The organism is Pseudomonas sp. RC10 (assembly GCF_038397775.1).
GTDB classification, from domain to species: domain Bacteria; phylum Pseudomonadota; class Gammaproteobacteria; order Pseudomonadales; family Pseudomonadaceae; genus Aquipseudomonas; species Aquipseudomonas bambusae.
Genome location: NZ_CP151650.1, coordinates 3,143,128 through 3,165,360, shown reverse-complemented (window position 1 = coordinate 3,165,360; position 22,233 = coordinate 3,143,128). Strand labels below are relative to the sequence as shown.

At 60.2% G+C, this 22,233-nt stretch carries 21 protein-coding genes; 14 read left to right on the top strand and 7 right to left on the bottom strand.

Features of this window, described 5'->3' with window-relative positions; all coding sequences use genetic code 11:
* Positions 1–75: 75 nt before the first annotated feature.
* From AAEO81_RS14630 to AAEO81_RS14615, 4 genes are read right to left on the bottom strand one after another with little or no spacing between them, the layout of a single operon-like run.
* Positions 76–1,257, bottom strand: coding sequence for a hybrid sensor histidine kinase/response regulator (locus AAEO81_RS14630; protein WP_341964297.1), 1,182 nt, complete (start codon positions 1,255–1,257; stop codon positions 76–78).
* Positions 1,251–1,868, bottom strand: a complete 618-nt coding sequence (locus tag AAEO81_RS14625; RefSeq protein WP_341964296.1) for a chemotaxis protein CheB — start codon at positions 1,866–1,868, stop codon at positions 1,251–1,253. Before AAEO81_RS14625 ends, AAEO81_RS14630 begins: the two co-directional genes overlap by 7 nt.
* Positions 1,865–2,686: a protein-glutamate O-methyltransferase CheR gene (locus tag AAEO81_RS14620; protein ID WP_341964295.1), complete on the bottom strand. Its 822-nt coding sequence runs from the start codon at positions 2,684–2,686 to the stop codon at positions 1,865–1,867. Before AAEO81_RS14620 ends, AAEO81_RS14625 begins: the two co-directional genes overlap by 4 nt.
* A 48-nt stretch (positions 2,687–2,734) precedes the next feature.
* Positions 2,735–6,229: a response regulator gene (locus tag AAEO81_RS14615; RefSeq protein WP_341964294.1), complete on the bottom strand. Its 3,495-nt coding sequence runs from the start codon at positions 6,227–6,229 to the stop codon at positions 2,735–2,737.
* A gap of 272 nt (positions 6,230–6,501) precedes the next feature.
* Between AAEO81_RS14615 and AAEO81_RS14610 the strand changes: the two genes are divergently transcribed.
* Together AAEO81_RS14610 and AAEO81_RS14605 are read left to right on the top strand one after the other, a co-directional pair.
* A complete protein-coding gene (locus AAEO81_RS14610) occupies positions 6,502–6,864 on the top strand; it encodes a response regulator (protein ID WP_341964293.1) in 363 nt (120 codons plus the stop codon).
* Between the two features lie 91 nt (positions 6,865–6,955).
* Positions 6,956–8,158 carry a glycosyltransferase family 4 protein gene (locus tag AAEO81_RS14605; protein ID WP_341964292.1) on the top strand — a complete coding sequence of 401 codons (1,203 nt, stop codon included), beginning with the start codon at positions 6,956–6,958 and terminating at the stop codon, positions 8,156–8,158.
* Between the two features lie 210 nt (positions 8,159–8,368).
* Here the strand turns inward: AAEO81_RS14605 and cobF are convergent, their stop codons facing one another.
* Positions 8,369–9,130 carry a precorrin-6A synthase (deacetylating) gene (cobF, locus tag AAEO81_RS14600; protein WP_341964291.1) on the bottom strand — a complete coding sequence of 254 codons (762 nt, stop codon included), beginning with the start codon at positions 9,128–9,130 and terminating at the stop codon, positions 8,369–8,371.
* Positions 9,131–9,278: 148 nt separating this feature from the next.
* On the opposite strand from cobF, the gene AAEO81_RS14595 reads away from it, so the two are divergent.
* From AAEO81_RS14595 to AAEO81_RS14540, 12 genes are all read left to right on the top strand, one after another.
* The gene (locus AAEO81_RS14595) at positions 9,279–9,614 is read left to right on the top strand and encodes a type II toxin-antitoxin system RelE/ParE family toxin (protein WP_341964536.1); all 336 of its coding nucleotides are present in this window, start codon (positions 9,279–9,281) and stop codon (positions 9,612–9,614) included.
* Positions 9,607–9,927, top strand: coding sequence for a helix-turn-helix transcriptional regulator (locus AAEO81_RS14590; protein WP_341964290.1), 321 nt, complete (start codon positions 9,607–9,609; stop codon positions 9,925–9,927). Before AAEO81_RS14595 ends, AAEO81_RS14590 begins: the two co-directional genes overlap by 8 nt.
* Before the next feature lie 73 nt (positions 9,928–10,000).
* Positions 10,001–10,906: an AraC family transcriptional regulator gene (locus AAEO81_RS14585; RefSeq protein ID WP_341964289.1), complete on the top strand. Its 906-nt coding sequence runs from the start codon at positions 10,001–10,003 to the stop codon at positions 10,904–10,906.
* 239 nt (positions 10,907–11,145) lie between these two features.
* Complete coding sequence (locus tag AAEO81_RS14580; RefSeq protein ID WP_341964288.1) at positions 11,146–12,471, top strand: sugar ABC transporter substrate-binding protein; 1,326 nt, start codon at positions 11,146–11,148, stop codon at positions 12,469–12,471.
* 77 nt (positions 12,472–12,548) lie between these two features.
* Positions 12,549–13,481 (top strand): sugar ABC transporter permease, encoded by a 933-nt coding sequence (locus AAEO81_RS14575; RefSeq protein WP_166595511.1) that lies wholly within the window; start codon positions 12,549–12,551, stop codon positions 13,479–13,481.
* A gap of 10 nt (positions 13,482–13,491) precedes the next feature.
* Positions 13,492–14,325 carry a carbohydrate ABC transporter permease gene (locus AAEO81_RS14570; protein WP_341964286.1) on the top strand — a complete coding sequence of 278 codons (834 nt, stop codon included), beginning with the start codon at positions 13,492–13,494 and terminating at the stop codon, positions 14,323–14,325.
* Between the two features lie 237 nt (positions 14,326–14,562).
* On the top strand, positions 14,563–15,666 hold the full coding sequence (gene ugpC / locus AAEO81_RS14565; protein WP_341964284.1) for a sn-glycerol-3-phosphate ABC transporter ATP-binding protein UgpC: 1,104 nt from the start codon (positions 14,563–14,565) through the stop codon (positions 15,664–15,666).
* A gap of 33 nt (positions 15,667–15,699) precedes the next feature.
* Positions 15,700–17,199, top strand: coding sequence for a mannitol dehydrogenase family protein (locus AAEO81_RS14560; protein WP_341964283.1), 1,500 nt, complete (start codon positions 15,700–15,702; stop codon positions 17,197–17,199).
* 23 nt (positions 17,200–17,222) lie between these two features.
* On the top strand, positions 17,223–18,704 hold the full coding sequence (gene xylB / locus AAEO81_RS14555) for a xylulokinase (RefSeq protein WP_341964282.1): 1,482 nt from the start codon (positions 17,223–17,225) through the stop codon (positions 18,702–18,704).
* 23 nt (positions 18,705–18,727) lie between these two features.
* Positions 18,728–19,663 carry a carbohydrate kinase gene (locus AAEO81_RS14550; RefSeq protein ID WP_341964281.1) on the top strand — a complete coding sequence of 312 codons (936 nt, stop codon included), beginning with the start codon at positions 18,728–18,730 and terminating at the stop codon, positions 19,661–19,663.
* 217 nt (positions 19,664–19,880) lie between these two features.
* Entirely contained in the window at positions 19,881–20,078 is a 198-nt protein-coding gene (locus tag AAEO81_RS14545) for a type II toxin-antitoxin system HicA family toxin (RefSeq protein WP_341964535.1), read from the top strand.
* Positions 20,079–20,098: 20 nt separating this feature from the next.
* A complete protein-coding gene (locus AAEO81_RS14540; protein ID WP_341964534.1) occupies positions 20,099–20,503 on the top strand; it encodes a type II toxin-antitoxin system HicB family antitoxin in 405 nt (134 codons plus the stop codon).
* Between the two features lie 97 nt (positions 20,504–20,600).
* Here the strand turns inward: AAEO81_RS14540 and AAEO81_RS14535 are convergent, their stop codons facing one another.
* Both AAEO81_RS14535 and AAEO81_RS14530 read right to left on the bottom strand, forming a co-directional pair.
* Positions 20,601–21,206, bottom strand: a complete 606-nt coding sequence (locus tag AAEO81_RS14535; RefSeq protein WP_341964280.1) for a hypothetical protein — start codon at positions 21,204–21,206, stop codon at positions 20,601–20,603.
* A gap of 180 nt (positions 21,207–21,386) precedes the next feature.
* On the bottom strand, positions 21,387–21,746 hold the full coding sequence (locus tag AAEO81_RS14530; RefSeq protein WP_341964278.1) for a helix-turn-helix domain-containing protein: 360 nt from the start codon (positions 21,744–21,746) through the stop codon (positions 21,387–21,389).
* Positions 21,747–22,233: the final 487 nt, after the last annotated feature.

Sequence of the window (22,233 nt, the reverse complement as noted above, 5' to 3'; positions counted from 1 at the left end):
GTCGCTGTTTCAACGCAAGCGTCAACATCCCTCAACACATCGCTCTGGCCCGCGGCTGGCGGGCCAAACGGGCGTTTACAACGGCAGGCTGACGCGGAAGGTCGAGCCGCAGCCCTCTTCGCTTTCCACGGTGATCGTACCGTTGTGGGCCGCGACAATCTGGTCGGAGATGAACAGGCCCAACCCCAGCCCGTTGACCGCATGGCTGGCCGAGACGCGCTCGAACTGTTGAAAGATGCGCTTCTGGTTTTCAACGCTGATGCCGATGCCCTGATCCTTGACCTCGACCCGCGCCTCGCCGCCTTCGCTGTACACCCGAACCTCGATAGGCTTGTGCGCGCCGTAGCGCAGGGCATTGGTCAGCAGATTGGCCACCACCTGCTCAATGCGGAACTCGTCCCAGACGCCGATCACCGGTGTGGCGGCGTGCAAAGTGACCACGCTTTCCGCCGCCGCGATCTGCGCCGAGTAGCTTTCCACCAGATTGACCACCAGCTCGGACAGGTCGAACGCGCTGGTGCGGATCGACAGTTTGCCGGTGCGAATGCGCGACACGTCGAGCATGTCCTCGATCAAGCGGATGAGACTCTGAATCTGCCGCTCGTCACGCTCGACCATGGCTTTCAGCTTGTCCATGGTGAACGCCGAGGCGTTGTCCTTGGCCAAGTGCAACTTGCGCAGCTGGGTTTCCAGGATCAGCCCGTTGAGCGGCGTGCGCACTTCATGGGACACGATCGACATGAAGTCGTCGCGCATGCGAATCGCGTGTTCTAGTTCGTTCTGGGTGGACTTCAGTTCGCGCAGCAACGCTTCCTGCTCCTGTCGGCTGCGCTCCAGCTCCTCGACCTGCTGTTTCATCGCCTTGCGCTGGCGATACAGGTCGACGAAGACGTTGACCTTGCTCTTTACCGCGTGAATATCCAGCGGCTTGTGCAGGAAGTCCACCGCGCCGCTCTCGTACCCCTTGAACGCGTAGTTCAGTTCACGGCCGGCGGCGCTGACGAACACGATGGGAATGCTTTTAGTCTTTTCGGTGCCGCGCATCATCTCGGCCAGCTCGAACCCGTTCATGCCCGGCATCTGCACGTCGAGGATCGCCATGGCGAATTCATGCTCCAACAACAGCGACAACGCTTCGTCGGCGGACAGCGCCTTGAACACCTGGCGGTCTTCGCGCTTGATCAATGCTTCGAGCGCCAGGAGGTTTTCCGGCAGATCGTCGACGATCAGCAACTTGGCTTTTATTTCACTCAGCATGCAATTCGTTCCAGCTCGACAAGCAACAGGCCAATGTCGGGCAAAGGCAGGAGAAAGTCCGGTGTGTGCAGGGCCAGCGCAGCGTCGGGCATCGTACGTGCCACCGCGTCGGCAGGGTCCTGGACCACGGTAAGACCACCGTATTCCTTGATTCGTGCCATTCCCTTGGCACCATCGTTGTTGGCACCGGTCAGCAACACCCCGGCAAGCCGCGCATCATAAGCGTCCGCAGCGGATTCGAAGAGAATGTCGATGCTGGGGCGTGAGTGATACACCCGTTCTTCCTGGCTGAACGAAAACGTTTTGTCCGCTTCCACGGACAGGTGATAACCGGGCCCGGCGAAGTACAGCGTGCCGGGCGCGATGCTTTCCTTGTCATCGGCTTCCTTGACCGGAATCCCCAGTTGCGCAGCGAACACTTCGGCCAACAGGCTACGGCGCTCATCGGGCAAATGCAGCACCGCAACGATGGGCAGCTTGAAGCCTTTGCGCAGCGGCCTGAATATCTTCAACAGCGCCTCAACCCCACCCGCGGAAGCGCCGATGACGATGGCATCGACCCTGGGTAACGCTGGCGAGTCCGACTGGGCGCCCGAAAACGTCGTTCTCATGATTTTCGATAAATCCGCTCTTGTTTGACCAAGGGTTCGAATTGATCCTTGAAACCGGAAAACTCCAGGGTTTCCTTGCTGCCCAGCACCAGAAAGCCGCGATGACACAGGGATTCGTGAAACAGCCCGAACGCCCGGTCCTGCAGCTTCTTGTTGAAGTAGATCAGCACATTGCGACAGGAGATCAGGTGTGTCTCGGAAAACACGCTGTCAGTGGCCAGGCTGTGGTCGGCAAAGGTCACGTTCTCCCGCAGGGTCTTGTCGAAAATCGCGTAATCGTAGGCGGCCGTGTAGTACTCGGAAAACACCCGCTTGCCGCCCGCTTTCAGGTAATTCTCGTTGTAGCCGCGAACGTTCTCCATGGAGAAAATCCCCTGCTTGGCCTTTTCCAGCGAGCTGGGGTTGATGTCGGTGGCGTAGATGATCGTGCGGTCCAGCAGCCCTTCTTCACGCAGCAGGATCGCCATCGAATACACCTCTTCCCCCGTGCTGCACCCTGCAATCCAGATTTTCAGCGAGGGATAGGTCTTGAGCAGCGGCACGACTTCCTGACGGATTGCCAGAAAGTGTGACGGGTCGCGAAACATCTCGCTGACCGGGATCGTCAGGAATTGCAGGAGCTGCATGAACGCCGACGGGTCATGCAGCACGCGCTCCTGCAGCGCGGAAATGGTGTTCAACTCAAAATGACGCAACGCATGAGCGACGCGTCGTTTGACCGACGCGCCCGAGTAATCGCGAAAATCATAGCTGTACTTCAGGTAAATCGCCTCGATGAGCAAACGCAGCTCGATCTCGGTGTTTCGCTCATGGGCCATCGGTCAAACCTGGTCTTTCTACGGGCGTGGTCAATTGATCCGATCCATTCAGATACGTTCCATTTTCGGCAGCCACACGCGAATCAATGAGAACAGGCGATCAAGGTCGATCGGCTTGGCCAGGTAGTCGTTGGAGCCCGCTTGCAGACAGCGCTCCTGATCGTCCTTCATGGCTTTGGCTGTCACGGCGATGATGGGCAGCTTGCGCCAGCGGGGGTCCTTACGAATCTGCGTGGTGGCCTCGAAGCCATCCATCTCGGGCATCATCACGTCCATCAGCACCAAGTCGATGTCATCCACCGTGTTGAGCTTTTCGATCGCTTCGAAGCCGTTGCGGCCCACTTCGACGATGGCGCCCTTGTGCTCCAGTGCGCTGGTCAGGGCGAAGATGTTGCGCACGTCATCGTCCACCACCAGGATCTTGCGGCCCTCGAACACGCGGTCGCGGCTGCGGGCGGTCTTGAGCATTTTCTGCCGCTCGTTCGACAGCTGCGATTCGACCTTGTGCAGGAACAGGGTGACCTCGTCCAGCAGGCGCTCGGGGGAACGCGCGCCCTTGATGATGATGGTGCGCGAATACTTGAGCAGCTCGGCTTCTTCGTCGCGGGTCAGGTTGCGACCGGTGTACACGATGACCGGCGGGAACGCACAAATTTCATCGGTGGACATACGCTTGAGCAGGTCGTTGCCCAGCATGTCCGGCAGTTTCAGGTCGATGATCATGCAGTCGTAGGCGTTGTCGCGCAGCAGTTCCAGCGCGTCCTGCGCAAAGCCGACGGCGGTGATTTCGATGTCGTCGTCACCGATCAGACGAGCAATGCTGTCGCGCTGCAAGGCGTCGTCCTCGACCAGCAGCACACGCTTCACTTTCTGGGTGAGCTTGGCTTCCAGGCGGGCGAACACATCTTTCAACTCTTCGCGGGTGGTCGGCTTGACGGCGTAACCGATGGCGCCCATTTGCAACGCCGCCTCCTGTCGGTCTTCGACGGAAATCACGTGGACCGGGATGTGACGGGTCGTCGGCATCTCTTTCAGGCGCTGCAGCACGGTCAGGCCCGAATGGTCTGGCAGGCGCATGTCCAGCAGGATCGCGTCCGGCAGATAACTCGACGCCAGGTCATAACCTTCGTCGGCGGCGTGGGCCACCAGGCAGTGGTAGCCCAGTTCGTGGGCCAGGTCGTAGAGGATATGGGCGAAGCGCACTTCGTCCTCGATGACCAGAATGCAGCGTTTGCTGAACGGCGCTTTGTCGCGGTCGTCGGCGAAGCGTGGCACGGCCTCGGCAGGCGGTGCGGACTTGGCGGCAATCGTGGGCGCGGGCACGAAAGCCGGTGCGGCGTGGGCAGCGGCTGGCGGCTCTTCGACGAATTGCCCGTGCTCGACGTATTCCTCCGGCAGCACCAGGGTGAAAATACTGCCTTGCCCCGGCTCACTGGTGACCGAAATCGAACCGCCCAATAGGCGCGCCAGATCCCGGGAAATCGACAGCCCCAGGCCGGTGCCGCCGTAGCGCCGGTTGGTGGTGCCGTCCGCCTGACGGAAGGCCTCGAAGATGCTTTCCTGCTGATCCGGGGCGATGCCGATCCCGGAATCGCGCACCGTGAAGGCAATGCCTTCGCCTGGCTGACGGGACACGGTCAGGCTGACCGAACCGGTTTCAGTGAACTTGATGGCGTTGGACAGCAGGTTCTTGAGGATCTGCTCCAGGCGCTGGCGGTCGGTGTACAGCGACACCGGCGCCCCCGGCTGAACCTCGACGCTGAACTGCAACTGCTTGTCGGCGGCAATCGGCTGAAAGGTCATGCGCAGGCTGTCCACCAGGCGGCTGACGCTGCTGTTTTCCGGGCGCATGTCGAGCTTGCCGGCTTCGACCTTGGAGATGTCGAGGATGTCGTTGATCAGGTTCAGCAGATCGTTGCCCGCCGAGTAGATCGATTCGGCGAAGGTCACTTGCTCGTCGGTCAGGTTGTCCTGGGGGTTCTCGGCCAGCAGCTTCGCCAGAATCAACGAACTGTTCAGCGGCGTGCGCAGCTCGTGGGACATGTTGGCGAGGAATTCGGATTTGTACTTGCTCGAACGCTGCAATTCATCGGCGCGGGCTTCCAGCTCGACCTGCGCGATATTCAGCTCCTCGTTGTTGCGGTCCAGCGCATCGCGTTGATCGGCCAGCGCTTTGCTCTGTTCAGCCAGTTGCTCGTTGGTCTGCTCCAGCTCGGCTTGCTGGGTTTCAAGGTGCGCCTGGGACTCCTTCAGAATCCGCGACTGCTCTTCCAGCTCTTCGTTGGCGGTGCGCAGCTCTTCTTGCTGCACTTGCAGTTCTTCGTTGAGCTGTTGGGTCTCGGCCAGCACTTCCTGCAGACGCTGGCGATAACGCGCGGCCTCGATGGACGTGCCGACGTTGTCGGCCACCAGTTCGAGGAATTCGACGTCGCGCTCGGTCAGCTCACGCAAGAAGCCCAGTTCGATCACGCCGTTGACCTGATCATCGTTGCTGGTCGGCACTACAATCACGCTGCGTGGCGAGCCTTCGCCCAGACCCGACGAGACCTTGAAATAGTCCATCGGCACGTCGTTGAGGGTGATGATCTCATCCTGTTCGGCGGACTTGCCGACAACGCCTTCGCCGCTGTAAATCGATTGTTCCTGCAATTCTTGCTGGCGAGAAAAACCATGGGAAGCCACGCGGACCAGTCCACCGTGCTCCTGACGCACGTAAACCGCCGCCACCACCGCGCCCAGGTACTGGGCGAAGAATTGCAACACGTTGCGGCCCAGCAGGTTCAGGGTCAGTTGGCCAATCACCTGCTCGGCCAGCTCGCTCTGACCGTTGCGCAGCCAGGCCACGTGGGCCAGGCGCTCGGCGTCCTCCTGTTGGGCCTTGAGGTTGGCGGCATAGGTGGCCGACAGCGCCGTCATGTCGCGACGACCGACCCACGCCAGAACACCGCTGACGATCAGAATGAACGCGATGTACAGCGAGACCGACAGGATGGTCGTGTGGGTCACGTCGGTGTTGCGAGTCAGGCGAAGTTGGTGCTCGATGTTTGCCGCTTGATCGTATTGATCGCGAATCTCATCAGTCAGCCGCTTGCCGCGGCGGTTCTGGATCGGCGTCGCGTAATCGCCACCGCTGCGCCGCAGGGTGATCATCTCTTGAGCGAACTGGTTCCAGGATTCCTGCATGGCCGCCAGCCGCTTGAACCGGTCGACCTGATCCGGGTTGTCGGCGACCAGTTCTTCCAGGCCATTCAGCTCGGAGATGATGCTGGGCTTGGCGACCTCGTAGGGGTCCAGGAAACGCTCGTCGCCGGTCAGGAGGAAGCCGCGCATGCCGGTTTCCATGTCCACCGAGAGCTTCAACGAGCGGTTGATGTTGTTGATCACCCGATCCGTGTGTTCGACCCACTGGATGACCGAAAGCAGATAAGTGATCAAAATGACGAAGAAAGCGGCACTGAGCACCCCGACAGCCAGGGGCAAACTGACGTTGCGGCTTAAAAGTTTGCGGAAACGTTGCTCATCGACGGCAGAGGTTTGGATCATCGCAAGGGCCCAAGGCGGATTCGGCTAAACCACGGAGTTTGCCGCAATGTTCAGAAAAAGACTCCAGTTTCTGACATACACGGCTGAATTTTCTGACTTTAGTCAGAACGCAAAAGTCGGCGTACTATACGTTCGAGTGATTCCCTCGCGCCATCGCACTCAATTGAATTGTGTTTTTGGCGCCTGGAACTTGTCACAATCACTGGCTTTATTTTTTAGCAGACCGGGCGAAAGTCGCCCGGTCCGTCTCTCGCCATTTGAAGGAAATTTTCATGTCCGACCCAACCAGCACGATTCTGGTGGTTGAAGATGATGACATCGTCCGGATGTTGATCGTCGACGTTCTCGAAGAGCTTGAGTACACCGTGCTCGAAGCGGCCGATGGCAGCGAAGCGTTGGCCTTCCTGAAGGACAGCGGCAACGTCATTGATTTGATGATGACGGACAAGGGCCTGCCGGACATGGACGGCACTGAACTGGCAAAGCAGGCGGCCGTGCTGCGCCCGACGCTGCCGGTGCTGTTCGCCAGTGGCTATGCGGAAAACATCGACGTGCCGCCCGGGATGCACCTGATCGGCAAGCCGTTCTCCATCGATCAACTGCGTGACAAGGTCAACGGCATCCTTGGCAAGTGACCTTCCCTCCCCGGCCACGCGCGCCCTTCATGTCCTGATCATCGGTTACGTATGGCCGGAGCCACGCTCTTCGGCCGCCAGCGGCCATGTCATGCAACTGATCGACTGCTTTCTCGAACAGGGCTGGCGCATCACGTTTGCCAGCGCGGCGACCGAAGGTGAGCGCCGCGCTGACCTGGCGAGCCTGGGCATCGATGAAGTGGCCATCGCCGTGAACGACAGCCGCTTCGACAGCTTCGTCGCTGACCTTCAACCTGAGGTGGTGCTCTTCGATCAGTTCCTGATGGAGGAGCAGTTCGGCTGGCGGGTCGAGAAACACGCGCCCAACGCGCTGCGCGTGATGGAAACCTGCGATGTGCAGAGTTTGCGCCATGCCCGGCACCAGATGCTCAAGGACGTGATCAAGGCGGGCGAGGACTGTTCCGATGCCCTGTTGGCCGAGCCCGACGCCGAGCTGTTCAAGCGCATGGCGGTGTCCGATCTGGCCCAGCGGGAAATCGCCTCGTTTTATCGCTGCGACCTGAATCTGGTGGTGTCCGAGGTCGAAATCGATCTGCTGACCCGGCATTTCCGGGTGCCCGCCGAATTACTGCACCTCTGCCCGTTAATGCTCCGCGACGTGCCCTCCCATGGCCGGGGTTATGACGAGCGCGAACACTTCCTGACCATCGGCAACTTCCGCCATGCGCCCAACTGGGATGCCGTTTTGTGGCTGAAGAACGCGATCTGGCCGCTGATTCGCCAACGCCTGCCAAGCGCGCAGCTGCATGTGTATGGCGCGTACACGCCGCCCAAGGCCACGGCACTGCACAATGCGGCGCAAGGGTTTCACATCAAGGATTGGGCCGAGGATGCGCTTGAGGTGATGTCAGCGGCGCGGGTGTCCCTCGCTCCGCTGCGGTTTGGAGCTGGCATCAAGGGCAAGGTGATGGATGCGATGGCCTGCGGCACGCCGACGGTGACCACCCCCATCGGGGCCGAGGGGATGCATGGCGAGCTGCCATTTCCCGGTGCCGTGGCGTGGGATGCTCAAGGGTTGGCCGCTGAAGCCGTTCGACTGTATACCGATCGGGCCGCCTGGAATCAGGCGCAGTCAGCGGGCTGGCAGGTGCTGCAGTCGCGCTTTAGGTTCGAGGTGCACGGCAAAACGCTGATTGAGCGCATCCAACAGTTGCTAGGCGATCTGCCGGCCCACCGTGCCGCCAACTTCACTGGCGCGATGCTCCGGCACCATCAGCACAAAAGCACGCAGTACATGTCGCAGTGGATCGAAGCGAAGAATCGCAGGGAGTGAGACACGTCCTTGTTACGCGCAAGCCTTCGATCAGGGTAGATCTCGCTTGGGCTCTCCCTGCGGCGTGCCGGATCTGGATGCACGCCAGAGATTGACTGTGGGAGCGAATTCATTCGCGAATCGATAGAACAGACGATACATCCCCGTCGCCTGCACGATCTGTTCGCGAATGAATTCGCTCCCACACTCAGAACGGTGCCCGTGGCAAAGTCAGCGCATGTGACGCCGCAGCAGATAGGTGTCCATGATCCACCCCTTCCTCCCCCTCGCCGCTTCCCGCGTCTGCTTGATCCGCTCGCTCACGTCTCTCAATGGCCCCGAAATCAGGACCTCGTCCTCGGTCCCAAGGTACGCGCCCCAGTAGATGTAAAGGTCCTGCGCGACGAAGCGCTCGAACGTGCAGTGCGCATCGAGCATCACCACCACGTTATCAATGTCATCACCTGATGCCTGAGCCAGCCGCCGCCCTGTGGTGATCTGAATGGGTTCGCCGATCCGGTTCAAGGGAATCCCATGCTGCGCCACCAGCGCCTGCACGCTGGTGATCCCCGGAATCACCTCGACACCGAACACCTCGTTCCCCCGCGCCAGCACCCGGTCGAGAATCCGCAGCGTGCTGTCGTACAGCCCAGGGTCGCCCCACACCAGAAACCCACCGGTCTCGCCCGCCTTCACCTCATCAGCGATCAAGCGCTCGAACAACGCCGCGCGCTGCTCATGCCAATGCTCGATGCCGTTCTGATACGAAACAGGATCGTCCTCACGCCGAGGGTCCTGCACCTGCACCAGTCGATACCCATCGCCTTCGATGTACCGCTCACAAATCTCCCGCCGCAAGCGCAGCAACTCGTCATCGGCATAGCCCTTGTCGAGAATGAAAAACACCGCCGCGCGGTTCAACGCCTTGATCGCCTGAACCGTGATGTGCTCAGGATTGCCCGCGCCGATGCCGATGACGAGGATTTTTTTCATGGGGTAACAGTTCTCAAATGGCACATGAGGTCGTGGGTCATGATAGTGACCGGCCTGGGCTGTCGTTGCAAAGACGACAGATTGACTTGATACCCATATAGGTATAATTTCAGCCATGTCTTACGGATTTGAGAAAGCGCTTTTTTGGATGGCCAGCAGCAGAAAGGATCTCACCAGCATGCCCGCCGAGGTCCAGGATACGTTTGGTTATGCGCTGTATCTGGCGCAAACCGGTGGTAAGCATTCTGATGCCAAGCCGTTGAAAGGTTTCGGCCACGCCGGCGTATTGGAGGTGGTTGAGGACTGCCAAGGAAACACGTACAGAGCGATCTACACCTTACGGTTCGGCGAGGCGGTGTATGTGCTGCACTGCTTTCAGAAAAAATCGAATCGGGGCATCCAGACACCCCAGCCTGACATCGACATGATCAAGGCTCGGCTCATGGCCGCCGAAACCCACTGGAAAGGAATGAAACATGACTGAAATCGAACACGGCAGCGGCAACGTCTATGCCGACCTTGGCCTCCCGGATGCGGGGGAAATGCTGGTCAAGGCCCAGTTGGCAGCAAAAATCGGCAGCATTCTCAAAGCGCGACACCTGACCCAGGCTCAGGCCGCAGAAATCCTGGGCATGCCACAACCGAAGGTGTCGGAAATGCTGAGAGGAAGATTTCGCGGCATCAGCGAAACCAAAATGATCGACTGCCTGGCACGCCTCGGCCGAGACGTGCAGATCGTAGTGAAGGCGGCCCCTCGTTCACGCAAGGAAGGCCGGGTGGAGGTCGTGTTCGTTTGAGGGGGGCTGCTGTATTCCGCGCAACAAATAGTGCACATTACCCTCACGCACGTCCCCGAACTCCGGCAACCGCATGACCAAAACAACAAGAATCACCGATCCGTCCTATGAGTTGATGGACGATCACAATGGCCTGTCGATCATCTACCGCGAGCATGGTTTTCCGTGCCCGTTGGTGCGCTGGCATTTTCACAAGGAATACGAGCTGCACCTGATTGTGGCGAGTTCCGGCAAGGTGTTCGTCGGTGATTACATCGGCAATTTTTACCCCGGCACGCTGTTTCTCACCGGCCCCAATCTTCCGCACAACTGGATCAGCCAGGTCGAAGAAGACGAAGTCGTGCCCAAGCGCGACATGCTGGTGAACTTCACGGAAGAGTTGCTGGAGACCGGCAATCAGGTGTTTGCCGAGCTGAAAACCCTGACGCCGCTGCTGGAGCGCGCGCAGTACGGAATCGAGTTTCGCGACAAGCGCACAATCCGTCAGGCGATGAAGCTGATGCAGAAGATTGCCGATTCCAGCGGCATGACCCGGCTAGGCCACTTCTTCATTCTGTTCGAGCTGCTGGCGGCCAGTGACGATTTCCAGCTGCTGTCTGGAACGACGGCATCACAACTGTCAGACGACCATGCCGTCGAGCGCACCAACAAGGCCGTGGACTACATTTTTACCCACTACGCCCGGGAACTGACCCTGGAAGAAGTAGCGGACTACCTGGGCATGAAGCCCACCTATTTCTCCCGTGTGTTCAAGCAAGCCACTGGCCGGACGTTCGTCGAGTTCGTCAATCGGCTGCGGATCAGCAAGTCCTGCGAGCTGCTGGCGGACGGCGACAAGCCGGTCACCGACGTGTGTTTCGAATCCGGTTTCAACAACATTTCCAACTTCAACCGACGCTTCCAGCAGCTTAAAGGCATGACGCCCTCGCACTATCGCCGCCTGGCGGTGCAGCGCCTGACCGAACAAAACCTGTACTGATTCGCCCCCTCTACGCCCCCGTCGACTACGCTGGAACTGCGCCGCACCCTGCCGGAACGCAGTTTTGGTGTATTGCTGCCTGAACTCTCAGTGCAAGAAAGTATCAGTTCAAGTGCGCCGCAGGATTTGTCATTGGCCGTGCGGACCGTTGTAATCAACTGACTTCCTCCAGACTCCGGAAGGAACAACAACAATAACCAGGCTTCTGTCGTTCATTGGGCGCAGAAGAGGAGAGAAACATGAAGACCTCTGCAAACGTTCTGCTCGCTGGCACCTGTCTCACTCTCGGATTGACCCTCTGCAACAGCGCAACGGCGGGCGACGTCACCATCGCCACCGTCAACAACAGCGACATGATCCGCATGCAGCGGCTGTCCAAGACCTTCGAAGAACAGCATCCCGACATCAAACTGAAATGGGTCGTCCTCGAAGAGAACGTGCTGCGTCAACGCCTGACCACGGACATCGCCACCAAGGGCGGCCAGTTCGACGTGTTGACCATCGGCATGTACGAAGCCTCACTCTGGGGCGCCAAGGGCTGGCTCAAAGAGATGAATGATCTGCCAGCGTCCTACGCGCTGGATGACGTATTCCCATCGGTGCGTGACGGCCTGTCCGTCGACGGCAAGCTGTTCGCCCTGCCGTTCTACGCCGAAAGCTCGATCACCTACTACCGCAAAGACCTTTTTCAGGCCGCTGGCCTGACCATGCCGGAACGTCCGACCTGGACCCAGATTTCCGAATTTGCCGACAAACTCACCGACAAATCGAAAGAACAGTACGGCATCTGCCTGCGTGGCAAGGCGGGCTGGGGTGAGAACATGGCGCTGATCAGCACCGTCGCCAACTCCTTTGGCGCGCGCTGGTTCGACGAGCAGTGGAAACCACAGTTCGATCAGCCTGAGTGGAAAAACGCGCTGACTTTCTACACCAACGTGATGAAGAAAGACGGCCCTCCCGGCGCCTCCAGCAACGGTTTCAACGAAAACCTGGCGCTGTTCAACAGCGGCAAGTGCGCCATCTGGGTCGACGCCAGCGTCGCCGGTTCCTTCGTGACCGACAAGTCCCAGAGCAAGGTCGCGGACAGCGTCGGCTTCACTTACGCGCCGCACGAAGTCACCGACAAAGGCTCGGCATGGCTGTACTCGTGGGCCCTGGCGATTCCGACCAGCGCCAAGAACGACAAGGACGCCCGCGCGTTCACCGAGTGGGCAACGTCGAAAGAGTACGCGGCCCTCGTCGCGAAAACCGACGGCGTGTCCAACGTACCGCCAGGCACTCGCGCCTCGACCTACACCGACGATTACAAGAAAGCGGCGCCGTTCGCCAACATCACCCTGGAATCCCTCAAGGCCGTGACGCCAAAAACGCCGACCCTGAAGCCGGTTCCGTACGTCGGCATTCAACTGGTGACCATCCCCGAGTTCCAGCAGATCGGCACCAACGTCGGTCAGCAATTCTCGGCGGCACTGGTGGGTTCGACCACCGTGGACGCTGCGCTGACCCAGGCACAAAGCGCGACCGAGCGTGACATGAAACGCGCGGGCTACCCGAAAAAGGGTTGATCCCGTCTGTTTCAAGGCAGCAGCGGGGATTTTCTCCCTGCTGCCCCGCTTAGCTACTGCCCCGGTTCGGAGTCATCATGAACACCTCAACCCTTCCCCCTCGCACGGCCACGGCTGGCGATAAAGACCAACAGAAAGGCAGCGTTACCAAGCCCGGCTGGTTTCTGGTCAGCCCATCGGTGCTGTTGCTACTGGTCTGGATGATCGTCCCGCTGGGCATGACCATCTATTTCTCGCTGATCCGCTACAACCTGCTCAACCCCGGCGAGAACGAATTCGTCGGTCTTGAGAACTTTCAGTACTTCGTCACCGACTCGGGCTTTTTCCCCGGTGCGATGAACACCCTGTTGCTGGTCGGCAGTGTGCTGGCCATCAGCGTGATCCTCGGCGTGCTGATTTCCGCGCTGCTGGAAGCCACTGAATTCCTCGGTCGCGGCATCGTGCGTGTGCTGCTGATCTCGCCGTTCTTCATCATGCCCACCGTCAGTGCGCTGATCTGGAAGAACCTGATTTTCCACCCGGTCTCGGGGATCCTCGCCGCCGTCTGGAAGCTGTTCGGCGCGCAGCCTGTGGACTGGCTGGCCAATTACCCGATGCTGTCGATCATCATCATCGTGTCGTGGCAGTGGCTGCCGTTCGCCATCCTGATCCTGATGACCGCCATGCAGTCGCTGGACCAGGAACAGAAAGAAGCCGCACGTCTCGACGGCGCGGGCCCCATCGCGATCTTCTGGCACCTGACCCTGCCCCACCTCGCGCGCCCCATCGCTGTCGTCGTGATGATCGAAACCATCTTCCTGCTGTCGGTGTTCGCGGAAATCTTCACCACCACCAACGGCGGTCCGGGCTTCGCTTCGACCAACCTCGCGTACCTGATCTACAACCAGGCGCTGTTGCAATTCGACGTGGGCATGGCATCGGCGGGCGGCTTGATTGCCGTGGTCATTGCCAACATTGCCGCCATCATCCTGATCCGGATGATCGGCAAAAACCTCACCGACAAGTCTTGAGGGCAAGGTCATGATGACGCTCAAACAATCCCGTCGCCTGCAAAGCGTGCTCCTTGGCACCTTGTCATGGGTGATCGCGGCGCTGATTTTCTTCCCGATCTTCTGGATGGTGCTGACCAGCTTCAAGACCGAGATCGACGCGTTCGCCACCCCGCCGCAGTTCATTTTCACGCCAACGCTGGAAAACTACTTGCACATTCAGGAGCGCAGCGACTACTTCCACTTCGCCTGGAACTCGATCCTGATTTCCTTCAGCGCGACGATCCTGTGCCTGCTGATTTCGGTCCCGGCCGCCTACTCCATGGCGTTCTTCGAAACCAAGCGCACCAAGAGCACGCTGCTGTGGATGCTCTCCACCAAGATGCTGCCGCCGGTGGGCGTGCTGATGCCGATTTACCTGCTGGCCAAGACGTTCGGCCTGCTGGATTCGCGTCTGGCGCTGATCGCGATCTACACGCTGATCAACCTGCCGATCGTGGTCTGGATGATTTACACCTACTTCAAGGACATCCCGGGGGAAATCCTCGAAGCCTCGCGGCTGGACGGCGCCACCACACGCCAGGAAATCTTCAAGGTGCTGATCCCGATCTGCAAAGGGGGCCTGGCCTCGACGGCGCTGCTGTCGCTGATCCTGTGCTGGAACGAGGCATTCTGGTCGCTGAACCTGACCTCATCGAACGCCGCTCCGCTGACCGCGCTGATCGCCTCGTATTCAAGTCCCGAGGGGCTGTTCTGGGCCAAGTTGTCTGCGGTCTCGACCCTGGCCTGCGCGCCGATCCTGATCTTCGGCTGGATCAGCCAGAAACAACTGGTTCGCGGTTTGTCGTTTGGTGCGGTGAAATGAAGACGCCACTGTCTGCTCTTGATTCTGGCCGCAGGCCGTAGGAGCAAGCTTGCTCGCGATCTGCCGGGCACCGGCAGCAAATCCGAACATTGTGATTCTCCTGACACGGCACGGTCGCAAGGTTTTACTGCTGGTTCCCAGCAGATCGCAGGCAAGGTGGAGCGCCACCCCGGCAGCCCTCCGGGCAGAAGCAGAATTTTAGTGTCTGTACTTTGAAGAATAAGACTGGAGCCCACTATGGCTAACCTGACAATCAGAAATCTACAAAAAGGCTTCGACGGCCACCAGATCATCAAAGGCATCGACCTGGACGTCAAAGACCGCGAATTCGTGGTGTTCGTCGGCCCGTCGGGCTGCGGCAAATCCACCCTGCTGCGCCTGATCGCCGGTCTCGAGGACGTCACCAGCGGCAGCATCGAACTCGATGGCCGCGAGATCACCCAAGTCACCCCGGCCAAGCGCGACCTGGCGATGGTGTTCCAGACCTACGCCCTGTACCCGCACATGACCGTGGGCAAGAACCTCTCATTCGCGCTGGATCTGGCCGGTACGCCAAAAGCCGAAGTCGAGAAGAAGGTCGCCGAAGCTGCACGCATTCTGGAACTCGGCCCGCTGCTGGAACGCAAACCCAAGCAACTGTCCGGCGGTCAGCGCCAGCGTGTGGCCATCGGTCGCGCCATCGTGCGCAACCCGAAAATCTTCCTGTTCGACGAACCGCTGTCCAACCTCGACGCCGCCCTGCGGGTGCAGACACGTCTGGAGCTCTCGCGCCTGCACAAAGAGCTGGAAGCGACCATGATCTACGTGACCCACGATCAGGTCGAAGCCATGACCCTGGCCGACAAGGTGGTCGTGTTGAATGGCGGTCGCGTGGAACAGGTCGGTTCCCCTCTTGAGCTGTATCACCACCCCGCCAACCTGTTCGTGGCAGGCTTTCTCGGCACGCCGAAAATGGGCTTCCTCAAGGGCAAGGTCAGCCGCGTGGACACCAACGGCTGTGAAGTCACCCTCGATGCCGGGACGAAGATCAATCTGCCGTTCACCAACGCCCAACAAAGTGTGGGCGACGCCGTGACCCTAGGCATTCGTCCGGAGCATCTGGAGCTGGCCAATGCGGGTGACTGCCAGTTGCAAGTGGTCGCCGACGTCAGCGAACGCCTGGGCAGCGACACCTATTGCCACGTCCGCACGCAATCCGGCGAAGCGCTGACCATGCGTATTCGCGGGGACCTCGCCAGCCAGTACGGCGAAACCCTGAACCTGCACCTGGACAGCGCCCACTGCCACCTGTTCGACGCACAGGGCCAGGTCATCCGTAAAGCCTTGCAGGCCGCTGCCTGAGCCGGCGGCCCTCACAGAATCGGGAATGCAGTCATGAAACTGAACAAACAGAACCTGTCGAACCTGGGTGATGGCATAAATCTGCCCGCCTACGCCCTCGAAGACCGCCGTCAGGGCATCGCCCACATTGGCGTCGGTGGCTTTCACCGCGCGCATCAGGCGTTCTACACCGACGCGCTAATGAACAAAGGCGAAGGCCTGGACTGGGCCATCTGCGGCGTTAGCCTGCGTGAAGAAGACCGCAACAACTTCGAAGCGCTCAAAGACCAGGACTTCCTCTACACCCTGTTCGAACTGGGCGACACGCCCGACACCGAGACCCGCATCATCGGCGCCATGAGCCAGATGCTGATGTCCACCGACAACGACCTCGCGCTGATCGACAAGCTCGCCAGCCCCGAGATTCGCATCGTCTCGCTGACCATCACCGAAGGCGGCTATTGCATCGACGACAGCACCGGCGAGTTCATGAGCCACCTGCCGCAGATCCAGCACGACCTCGCGCACCCCGCCACGCCGAAGACCGTGTTTGGTTACCTGTGCGCCGCGCTGGCCAAACGCCGCGCCGAGGGCACGCCTGCGTTCACCCTGATGTCGTGCGATAACCTGCCGCACAACGGCGCCGTGACCCGCAAAGCGCTGCTGGCGTTCGCCAAACTGCGCGACGCCGAACTGCACGACTGGATCGCCGCCAACGTCAGCTTCCCCAACGCCATGGTCGACCGCATCACGCCAATGACCAGCACCGCCCACCGCCTGCAATTGCACGATGCAAAAGGGATTGATGACGCCTGGCCGGTGGTCTGCGAGCCGTTTGTGCAGTGGGTGCTGGAAGACAAGTTCGTCAACGGCCGTCCGGCGTGGGAAAAAGTCGGCGTGCAGTTCACCGACGACGTTACGCCGTACGAAGAAATGAAGATCAAGCTGCTTAACGGTAGCCATTTGGCCCTGACTTACCTCGGTGCGCTGAAAGGCTACCGCTTCGTTCACGAAACCATGAACGATCCGCTGTTCGTCGATTACATCCGCACCTACATGGACCTGGACGTCACGCCACAACTGGCGCCCGTGCCCGGCATCGACCTGACCGACTACAAACAGACGCTGATCGACCGCTTCTCCAATCAGGCGATTGCCGACCAACTGGAGCGTGTGTGCTCGGATGGCTCGTCGAAATTCCCGAAATTCACGGTGCCAACCATCAACCGCCTGATCGTCGACAACGGCGACATGGACCGCGCCTCTCTCGTGGTCGCTGCCTGGGCCTTGTACCTGCAAGGCAACAGAACCGGCGATTTCAAGGGTGAAAACGGCGTCGAGTACAAGGTCGTCGATCCTCGCGCCGACTTCTGCAAAGCGCTGGTGGCCGATGACGTGCTGGTGACGCAACGCCTGCTGGAAGTCGAGGAAATCTTCGGCGCAGCGATTCCGAAATCCGCTGAATTCGTGGCCTCGTTCGAGAAAAACCTGAACAGCCTCAAGCAGCTCGGCGTCAGCAAAACCCTGGAAAACCTGTTGGCGAAAACCCTCTGATCGTCAGAGGTAAAGAGGTGAACATGTTTCTTGGCATCGATTGCGGCACCCAAGGCACCAAGGCCATCGTGCTTGATGCGGCCAGCGGCAAGGTTCTGGGCGAAGGCTCAGGCGCGCACCACATGATCAGCGGCGCTAACGGGCGTCGGGAACAGGACGTGCAGGAATGGCTGACCGCCTTCGAAGAGGCAACGGCTGCGGCGTTGGCGCAAGCGGGGATCAGCGGTGCCGAGATTCAGGGCATCGGCGTGTCCGGCCAGCAGCACGGCCTGGTGATGATCGACGAACTGGGCCACGTGCTGCGCCCGGCCAAGCTCTGGTGCGATACCGAATCGGCGCCCGAGAACGATCGTCTGCTGGCGTATCTGGGGGGCGAATCCGGCTCACTGGAACGCCTGGGTATCGCCATCGCGCCGGGCTACACCGTTTCCAAGCTGCTCTGGACCAAAGAGCAGTTCCCGGAGCTGTTCGCTCGGATCGACAAGATCCTGCTGCCCCACGACTTCCTCAATTACTGGCTGACCGGGCGCTGCTGCAGCGAGTTCGGCGATGCGTCCGGCACCGGCTATTTCAACGTGCGCACCCGGGAATGGGACGTCGACATCCTCGACCACATCGACCCGACGGGCCGGTTGGTCAAGGCGCTGCCGACCCTGCTCGACGCCCATGAACCCGTGGGCAAGATCTTGCCCGCCATCGCTGAACGTCTGGGCCTCAACCCTGAGGCCATCGTTTCCAGCGGTGGCGGTGACAACATGATGGGCGCCATCGGCACCGGCAACATCACGCCGGGTTCGATCACGATGAGCCTCGGCTCGTCGGGCACCGTGTACGCCTTCGCCGAGGCGGGCAACGTCAGCGCACAGCCTTCGGTCGCGACGTTCTGCTCGTCGTCCGGTGGCTGGCTACCGCTGATCTGCACCATGAACCTGACCAACGCCACCAGCGTCATCCGCGAGCTGTTCGCGCTGGACATCGGGGCGTTCAACGCCGCCATCGCCTCGTCGCCCATCGGTGCCCAAGGCGTGCTGATGCTGCCGTTCCTCAACGGCGAACGCGTTCCCGCCCTGCCCCACGCCACCGGCAGCATCCTCGGTCTGGACAGCACCAACCTGACCCAGGCCAACCTGTGCCGCGCCGTGGTCGAGGGCACCACCTTCGGCCTGCGTTACGGGCTGGACCTGTTGCGTGAGAGCGGGATCAAAAGCGCCAACATCCGGCTGATCGGCGGCGGCGCGAAAAGCGCGGTCTGGCGGCAGATCGTCGCCGATATCATGGACACCCCGGTCGTCTGTACCACCGGCACTGAAGCGGCCGCCCTTGGCGCGGCAATTCAGGCGGCCTGGTGCCACTCACACACCGGCGGCGGCAACGAGTCGTTGCAGGCGCTGTGCGAACGTTGCGTCAGCCTCGACGCCAGCAGCGAAACGAAACCGCTGCCTGAACACGTGGCCGCGTACCATACGGTTTATCAGCACTATCGCAATCAATTGCAGGGCATCTGACGACTGCCCTTAATGGAGCACCTATGTATCTGGTCTGTGGCGAAGCACTGTTCGACTTTTTCAGTCAGCCGGACAGCGCCCAACTCAACAAAATCGGCTACCAGGCCATCGCCGGCGGCTCGCCGTTCAACGTTGCAGTCGGCCTGCGTCGATTGGGCGTGGACGCCGGTTTCTTCGCCGGTATTTCCACGGACTATCTGGGCAAACGCCTGGCGGCGGTACTGAAAGAAGAAGGCGTGCGGGATGATTTTCTGATTCATTTCGATGCCCCGACCACCCTGTCGATGGTCGCAGTGGGCGCCGATGGCTCGCCGCAATACAGCTTCCGGGGTGAAGGCTGCGCCGACCGCTTGCTGACGACCGATCAACTCCCGGTGCTGGACACAAGCGTTCGCGGCCTGCACGTGGGATCGTTCTCGTTGGTCGTCCAGCCCGTAGCCGATGCGCTGCTGGCATTGGTGCGACGCGAAAGCGGCCAGCGCCTGATCACCTTCGACCCCAACGTGCGCTTGAACCCTGCACCGAGCATCGAGCTGTGGCGCAACCAAGTGGCCCAATTCGCCGAACACGCGCACCTCATCAAAGTCAGCGACGAAGACCTGCATCTGCTCTACCCCGACACCGACGCGAAAACCGTGGCCAGGGGCTGGCTGCAACACAACTGCCAACTGGTGATCATGACCCGTGGCCGTCAAGGCGCCACCGTCTTCACCCGCGAGCTCGGCCATTGGTCTGTCCCGGCCCGCGACGTCGAGACGGCGGATACCGTCGGCGCCGGTGACACCTTCCAGGCCGCGCTCATTACCTTTCTGACCGAACGCCACCTCGACACCCCGGCGAGCCTGCCAGGATTGAGCCGCGAGACACTGACCGACATGCTGAATTTTGCCGTGGCTGCCGCTGCCGTGACGTGCACGCGGGTCGGGCCGGATTTGCCGTATCGGGATCAGGTGGTTTGACGAAATCGCTACACGATCAAAAAACCGGCCTGGCGCCGGTTTTTTAATATTTTTTCGAATATTCTTTCTCGCATTCACCTAACGTCTGGCATCACATGCCTGGAAAAGCGCCCGAGACGACCTGCACTGTTTATACCTCTAGATACATCTTCCTCCTTGATCTACCATCGCTCTATGACGACCATCGACGACCTTGAACCTCAAAGGGATGTGGGTGGTGAAAAGCAGAGAACTGATAGCAGAGCTTGAAGCGGCGGGATGGATGTTCCAGCGGAGTCGCGGAAGTCATCACGTCGTTACCCACCCGCGCAGCCCTTATTCCATCGCGGTGCCCCACCCGAAAAAAGACTTACCCTTGGGAACCGTAAAAAGCATCAGGAGGCGCGCATGGCTCAGCCCATCAGAACAGGCCTGATTCTTTCGCAGGAGCACATCATGCAATATCCCATCGCCATCGAATGGGGCGACGAAACCACCGCCATCGGCATCCACATCCCGGATATTTGCGGGGCGGTGACCGCAGGTGACACGTTCGAAGAGGCCTATAACGCCGCTGTCGAAATCGCTCACATCATGCTTGAAGAGCAGGTGACCGGCGGACATACCGTACCCATGCCGACCTCCGCAAAACGGCATCATGATCATCCCGACTATGCGGGAATGGGCTGGGGGATGCTGGAGATCGATATCACGCCTTATCTAGGCAAAACGGAAAAGGTCAATGTCACGCTGCCCGGCTTCGTGATCCAACGCATTGACCGATATGTGCGTGACCACAACATCAAGAGCCGCTCGTCATTTCTCGCAGACGCTGCACTGGAAAAGCTGACGCGGCTTTAAGCCCTGACGGGACACATATTCCATCCAAAAAAAGGGGCAGCCGGTGATCACCGCTGCCCCTTCCTCATCCATCCCCCACACCGCCAACACCCAGGACTCAGGCCATTTCCGCCTTCGCCATGGCGATCTTGGCCTTGACCTCTTGCTCAGCGGTTTGCAGCTCGGTTTTCTGTTTCTGCAGGTCAGCCACTTTCTTGTCCACGGCCGCTTGCTGCTCCGGCGTCATGGCGTCGTACTGTTCCTTGCTTACGCCGGTCAACTGCTGACGCACCTTCTCGGCATCGGTCTGGTTCATGTACGCCAGAAAATCGGCCTTGGCCGAAGAACTGCTACTGGTGCTGCTGTTATCGACCGCCGCCATTTCGGTATCGACGGTTTTGCTCACGCTGTCCGTCGACGCGATCTGTTTGTCACCGGCGGCCGCGAACGCAGCTGCCGCAGCCGCTTTGTCTTCATCCGACACCTTGGACGTGGCGTTGGCCAGGGAGGCTTTGAGGTTCACCATCATTTTGGCGAAAGACTCGTTGTAGCCCTGATCCGCGCTGCTTTGGGTGGAGCTGTCGGTACTGCCCGCGAGTGCGGCAATCGGCGCGGAAGCGCTGGCCGTCGCAGCGGTGTACGCATCCTTGTCTGTCGTGTCGTAGTGCGTGTGAGCCACGGCCTTCGACACGAAGTGTTGGATCGTACTGTTATCAATGATCATCTTTCACCTCCTTATCAGGTTATCGATGCACCCTCGACAGCAGCAAAAGCAGTGCCACATGCTGATACATATGCTGAGAGGCCCGCCCTATGCGGGGTGCAAGGGATAGAAGGTTTCGAAGGAAGCGGCAATGTCGGCGCGGCCTTGCCGGGAACGGCAGACCTTCGCCGCTCTGGCCGCTCAGCGCGGTGGCTGTTGGTCCTGCAAACGCAGGCCCCAGTCACGCAGGGAGGCCACCACGGGCCCGACTTCACGTCCCTTGGCGGTCAGCAGGTATTCGAGCCGCGGCGGATGCTGCTCGTACAGACGACGCTCGATCAGACCGTTGGCTTCCAGGGCCTTGAGCCGGGCGGACAGCGTGCTCGGGGCGCACCCCTTGAGCGAGTCCTGCAAATCCTGAAAACGTCGCGAGGGGTTACGCAGCAGGTCGCGCAGAATGAGGATCACCCAGCGCTCGCCGATCACCTCCAGCGCGGTGATCACCGGGCAGAAGGCGTAGTCGGGAAAGGCTGGACGGTTATCGGGATCGGATTCGGACATGGGCGCGAGTCTAGCAAGGGCGTATCGGGCTGGAAAGCCTGGGTTGACTGTGTGCCATCGTCGTATCTGCATGGCTTGCCAAGGTGGCGATATTACAGCGCCACCGCCGGCAAGCCGGACTGCTGCAGGGTCTGTGTGTCGTCAGCACAATCCTTCGACACCGCAATTCTGGTAGGAGACGCCGGAGGGACGACGGCAGCGACGCCGGTGGTTCAGTTACCAAATCAATTGCCTGACCCACCGCTTCGCGGCCGTCGTCCCTCCGGCTGCTCCCACAAGGTTTCACGCCGCGCTCGCGCTCTTCGTTCAAACACAATCGCGTCCGGGTTGCCCACGGCTGCGAGTCATGGACGCCACGGCCGACACGCCACAGGGGATTTGTGTCGTCAGCACAATCCCTGGACACCGCAAATCTCGTGGGAGACGCCGGAGGCACGACGGCAGCGACAGCGGTGGGTCAGTTGCCGATCAATTGCCTGACCCACCG

What these genes read in the sequence shown, in the direction of transcription:
- AAEO81_RS14630 (WP_341964297.1), bottom strand. Translation starts at nt 1,257, where the DNA reads ATGCTGAGTGAAATAAAAGCCAAGTTGCTGATCGTCGACGATCTGCCG.
- AAEO81_RS14625 (WP_341964296.1), bottom strand. Translation starts at nt 1,868, where the DNA reads ATGAGAACGACGTTTTCGGGCGCCCAGTCGGACTCGCCAGCGTTACCC.
- AAEO81_RS14620 (WP_341964295.1), bottom strand. Translation starts at nt 2,686, where the DNA reads ATGGCCCATGAGCGAAACACCGAGATCGAGCTGCGTTTGCTCATCGAG.
- AAEO81_RS14615 (WP_341964294.1), bottom strand. Translation starts at nt 6,229, where the DNA reads ATGATCCAAACCTCTGCCGTCGATGAGCAACGTTTCCGCAAACTTTTA.
- AAEO81_RS14610 (WP_341964293.1), top strand. Translation starts at nt 6,502, where the DNA reads ATGTCCGACCCAACCAGCACGATTCTGGTGGTTGAAGATGATGACATC.
- AAEO81_RS14605 (WP_341964292.1), top strand. Translation starts at nt 6,956, where the DNA reads ATGCAACTGATCGACTGCTTTCTCGAACAGGGCTGGCGCATCACGTTT.
- cobF (WP_341964291.1), bottom strand. Translation starts at nt 9,130, where the DNA reads ATGAAAAAAATCCTCGTCATCGGCATCGGCGCGGGCAATCCTGAGCAC.
- AAEO81_RS14595 (WP_341964536.1), top strand. Translation starts at nt 9,279, where the DNA reads ATGGCCAGCAGCAGAAAGGATCTCACCAGCATGCCCGCCGAGGTCCAG.
- AAEO81_RS14590 (WP_341964290.1), top strand. Translation starts at nt 9,607, where the DNA reads ATGACTGAAATCGAACACGGCAGCGGCAACGTCTATGCCGACCTTGGC.
- AAEO81_RS14585 (WP_341964289.1), top strand. Translation starts at nt 10,001, where the DNA reads ATGACCAAAACAACAAGAATCACCGATCCGTCCTATGAGTTGATGGAC.
- AAEO81_RS14580 (WP_341964288.1), top strand. Translation starts at nt 11,146, where the DNA reads ATGAAGACCTCTGCAAACGTTCTGCTCGCTGGCACCTGTCTCACTCTC.
- AAEO81_RS14575 (WP_166595511.1), top strand. Translation starts at nt 12,549, where the DNA reads ATGAACACCTCAACCCTTCCCCCTCGCACGGCCACGGCTGGCGATAAA.
- AAEO81_RS14570 (WP_341964286.1), top strand. Translation starts at nt 13,492, where the DNA reads ATGATGACGCTCAAACAATCCCGTCGCCTGCAAAGCGTGCTCCTTGGC.
- ugpC (WP_341964284.1), top strand. Translation starts at nt 14,563, where the DNA reads ATGGCTAACCTGACAATCAGAAATCTACAAAAAGGCTTCGACGGCCAC.
- AAEO81_RS14560 (WP_341964283.1), top strand. Translation starts at nt 15,700, where the DNA reads ATGAAACTGAACAAACAGAACCTGTCGAACCTGGGTGATGGCATAAAT.
- xylB (WP_341964282.1), top strand. Translation starts at nt 17,223, where the DNA reads ATGTTTCTTGGCATCGATTGCGGCACCCAAGGCACCAAGGCCATCGTG.
- AAEO81_RS14550 (WP_341964281.1), top strand. Translation starts at nt 18,728, where the DNA reads ATGTATCTGGTCTGTGGCGAAGCACTGTTCGACTTTTTCAGTCAGCCG.
- AAEO81_RS14540 (WP_341964534.1), top strand. Translation starts at nt 20,099, where the DNA reads ATGCAATATCCCATCGCCATCGAATGGGGCGACGAAACCACCGCCATC.
- AAEO81_RS14535 (WP_341964280.1), bottom strand. Translation starts at nt 21,206, where the DNA reads ATGATCATTGATAACAGTACGATCCAACACTTCGTGTCGAAGGCCGTG.
- AAEO81_RS14530 (WP_341964278.1), bottom strand. Translation starts at nt 21,746, where the DNA reads ATGTCCGAATCCGATCCCGATAACCGTCCAGCCTTTCCCGACTACGCC.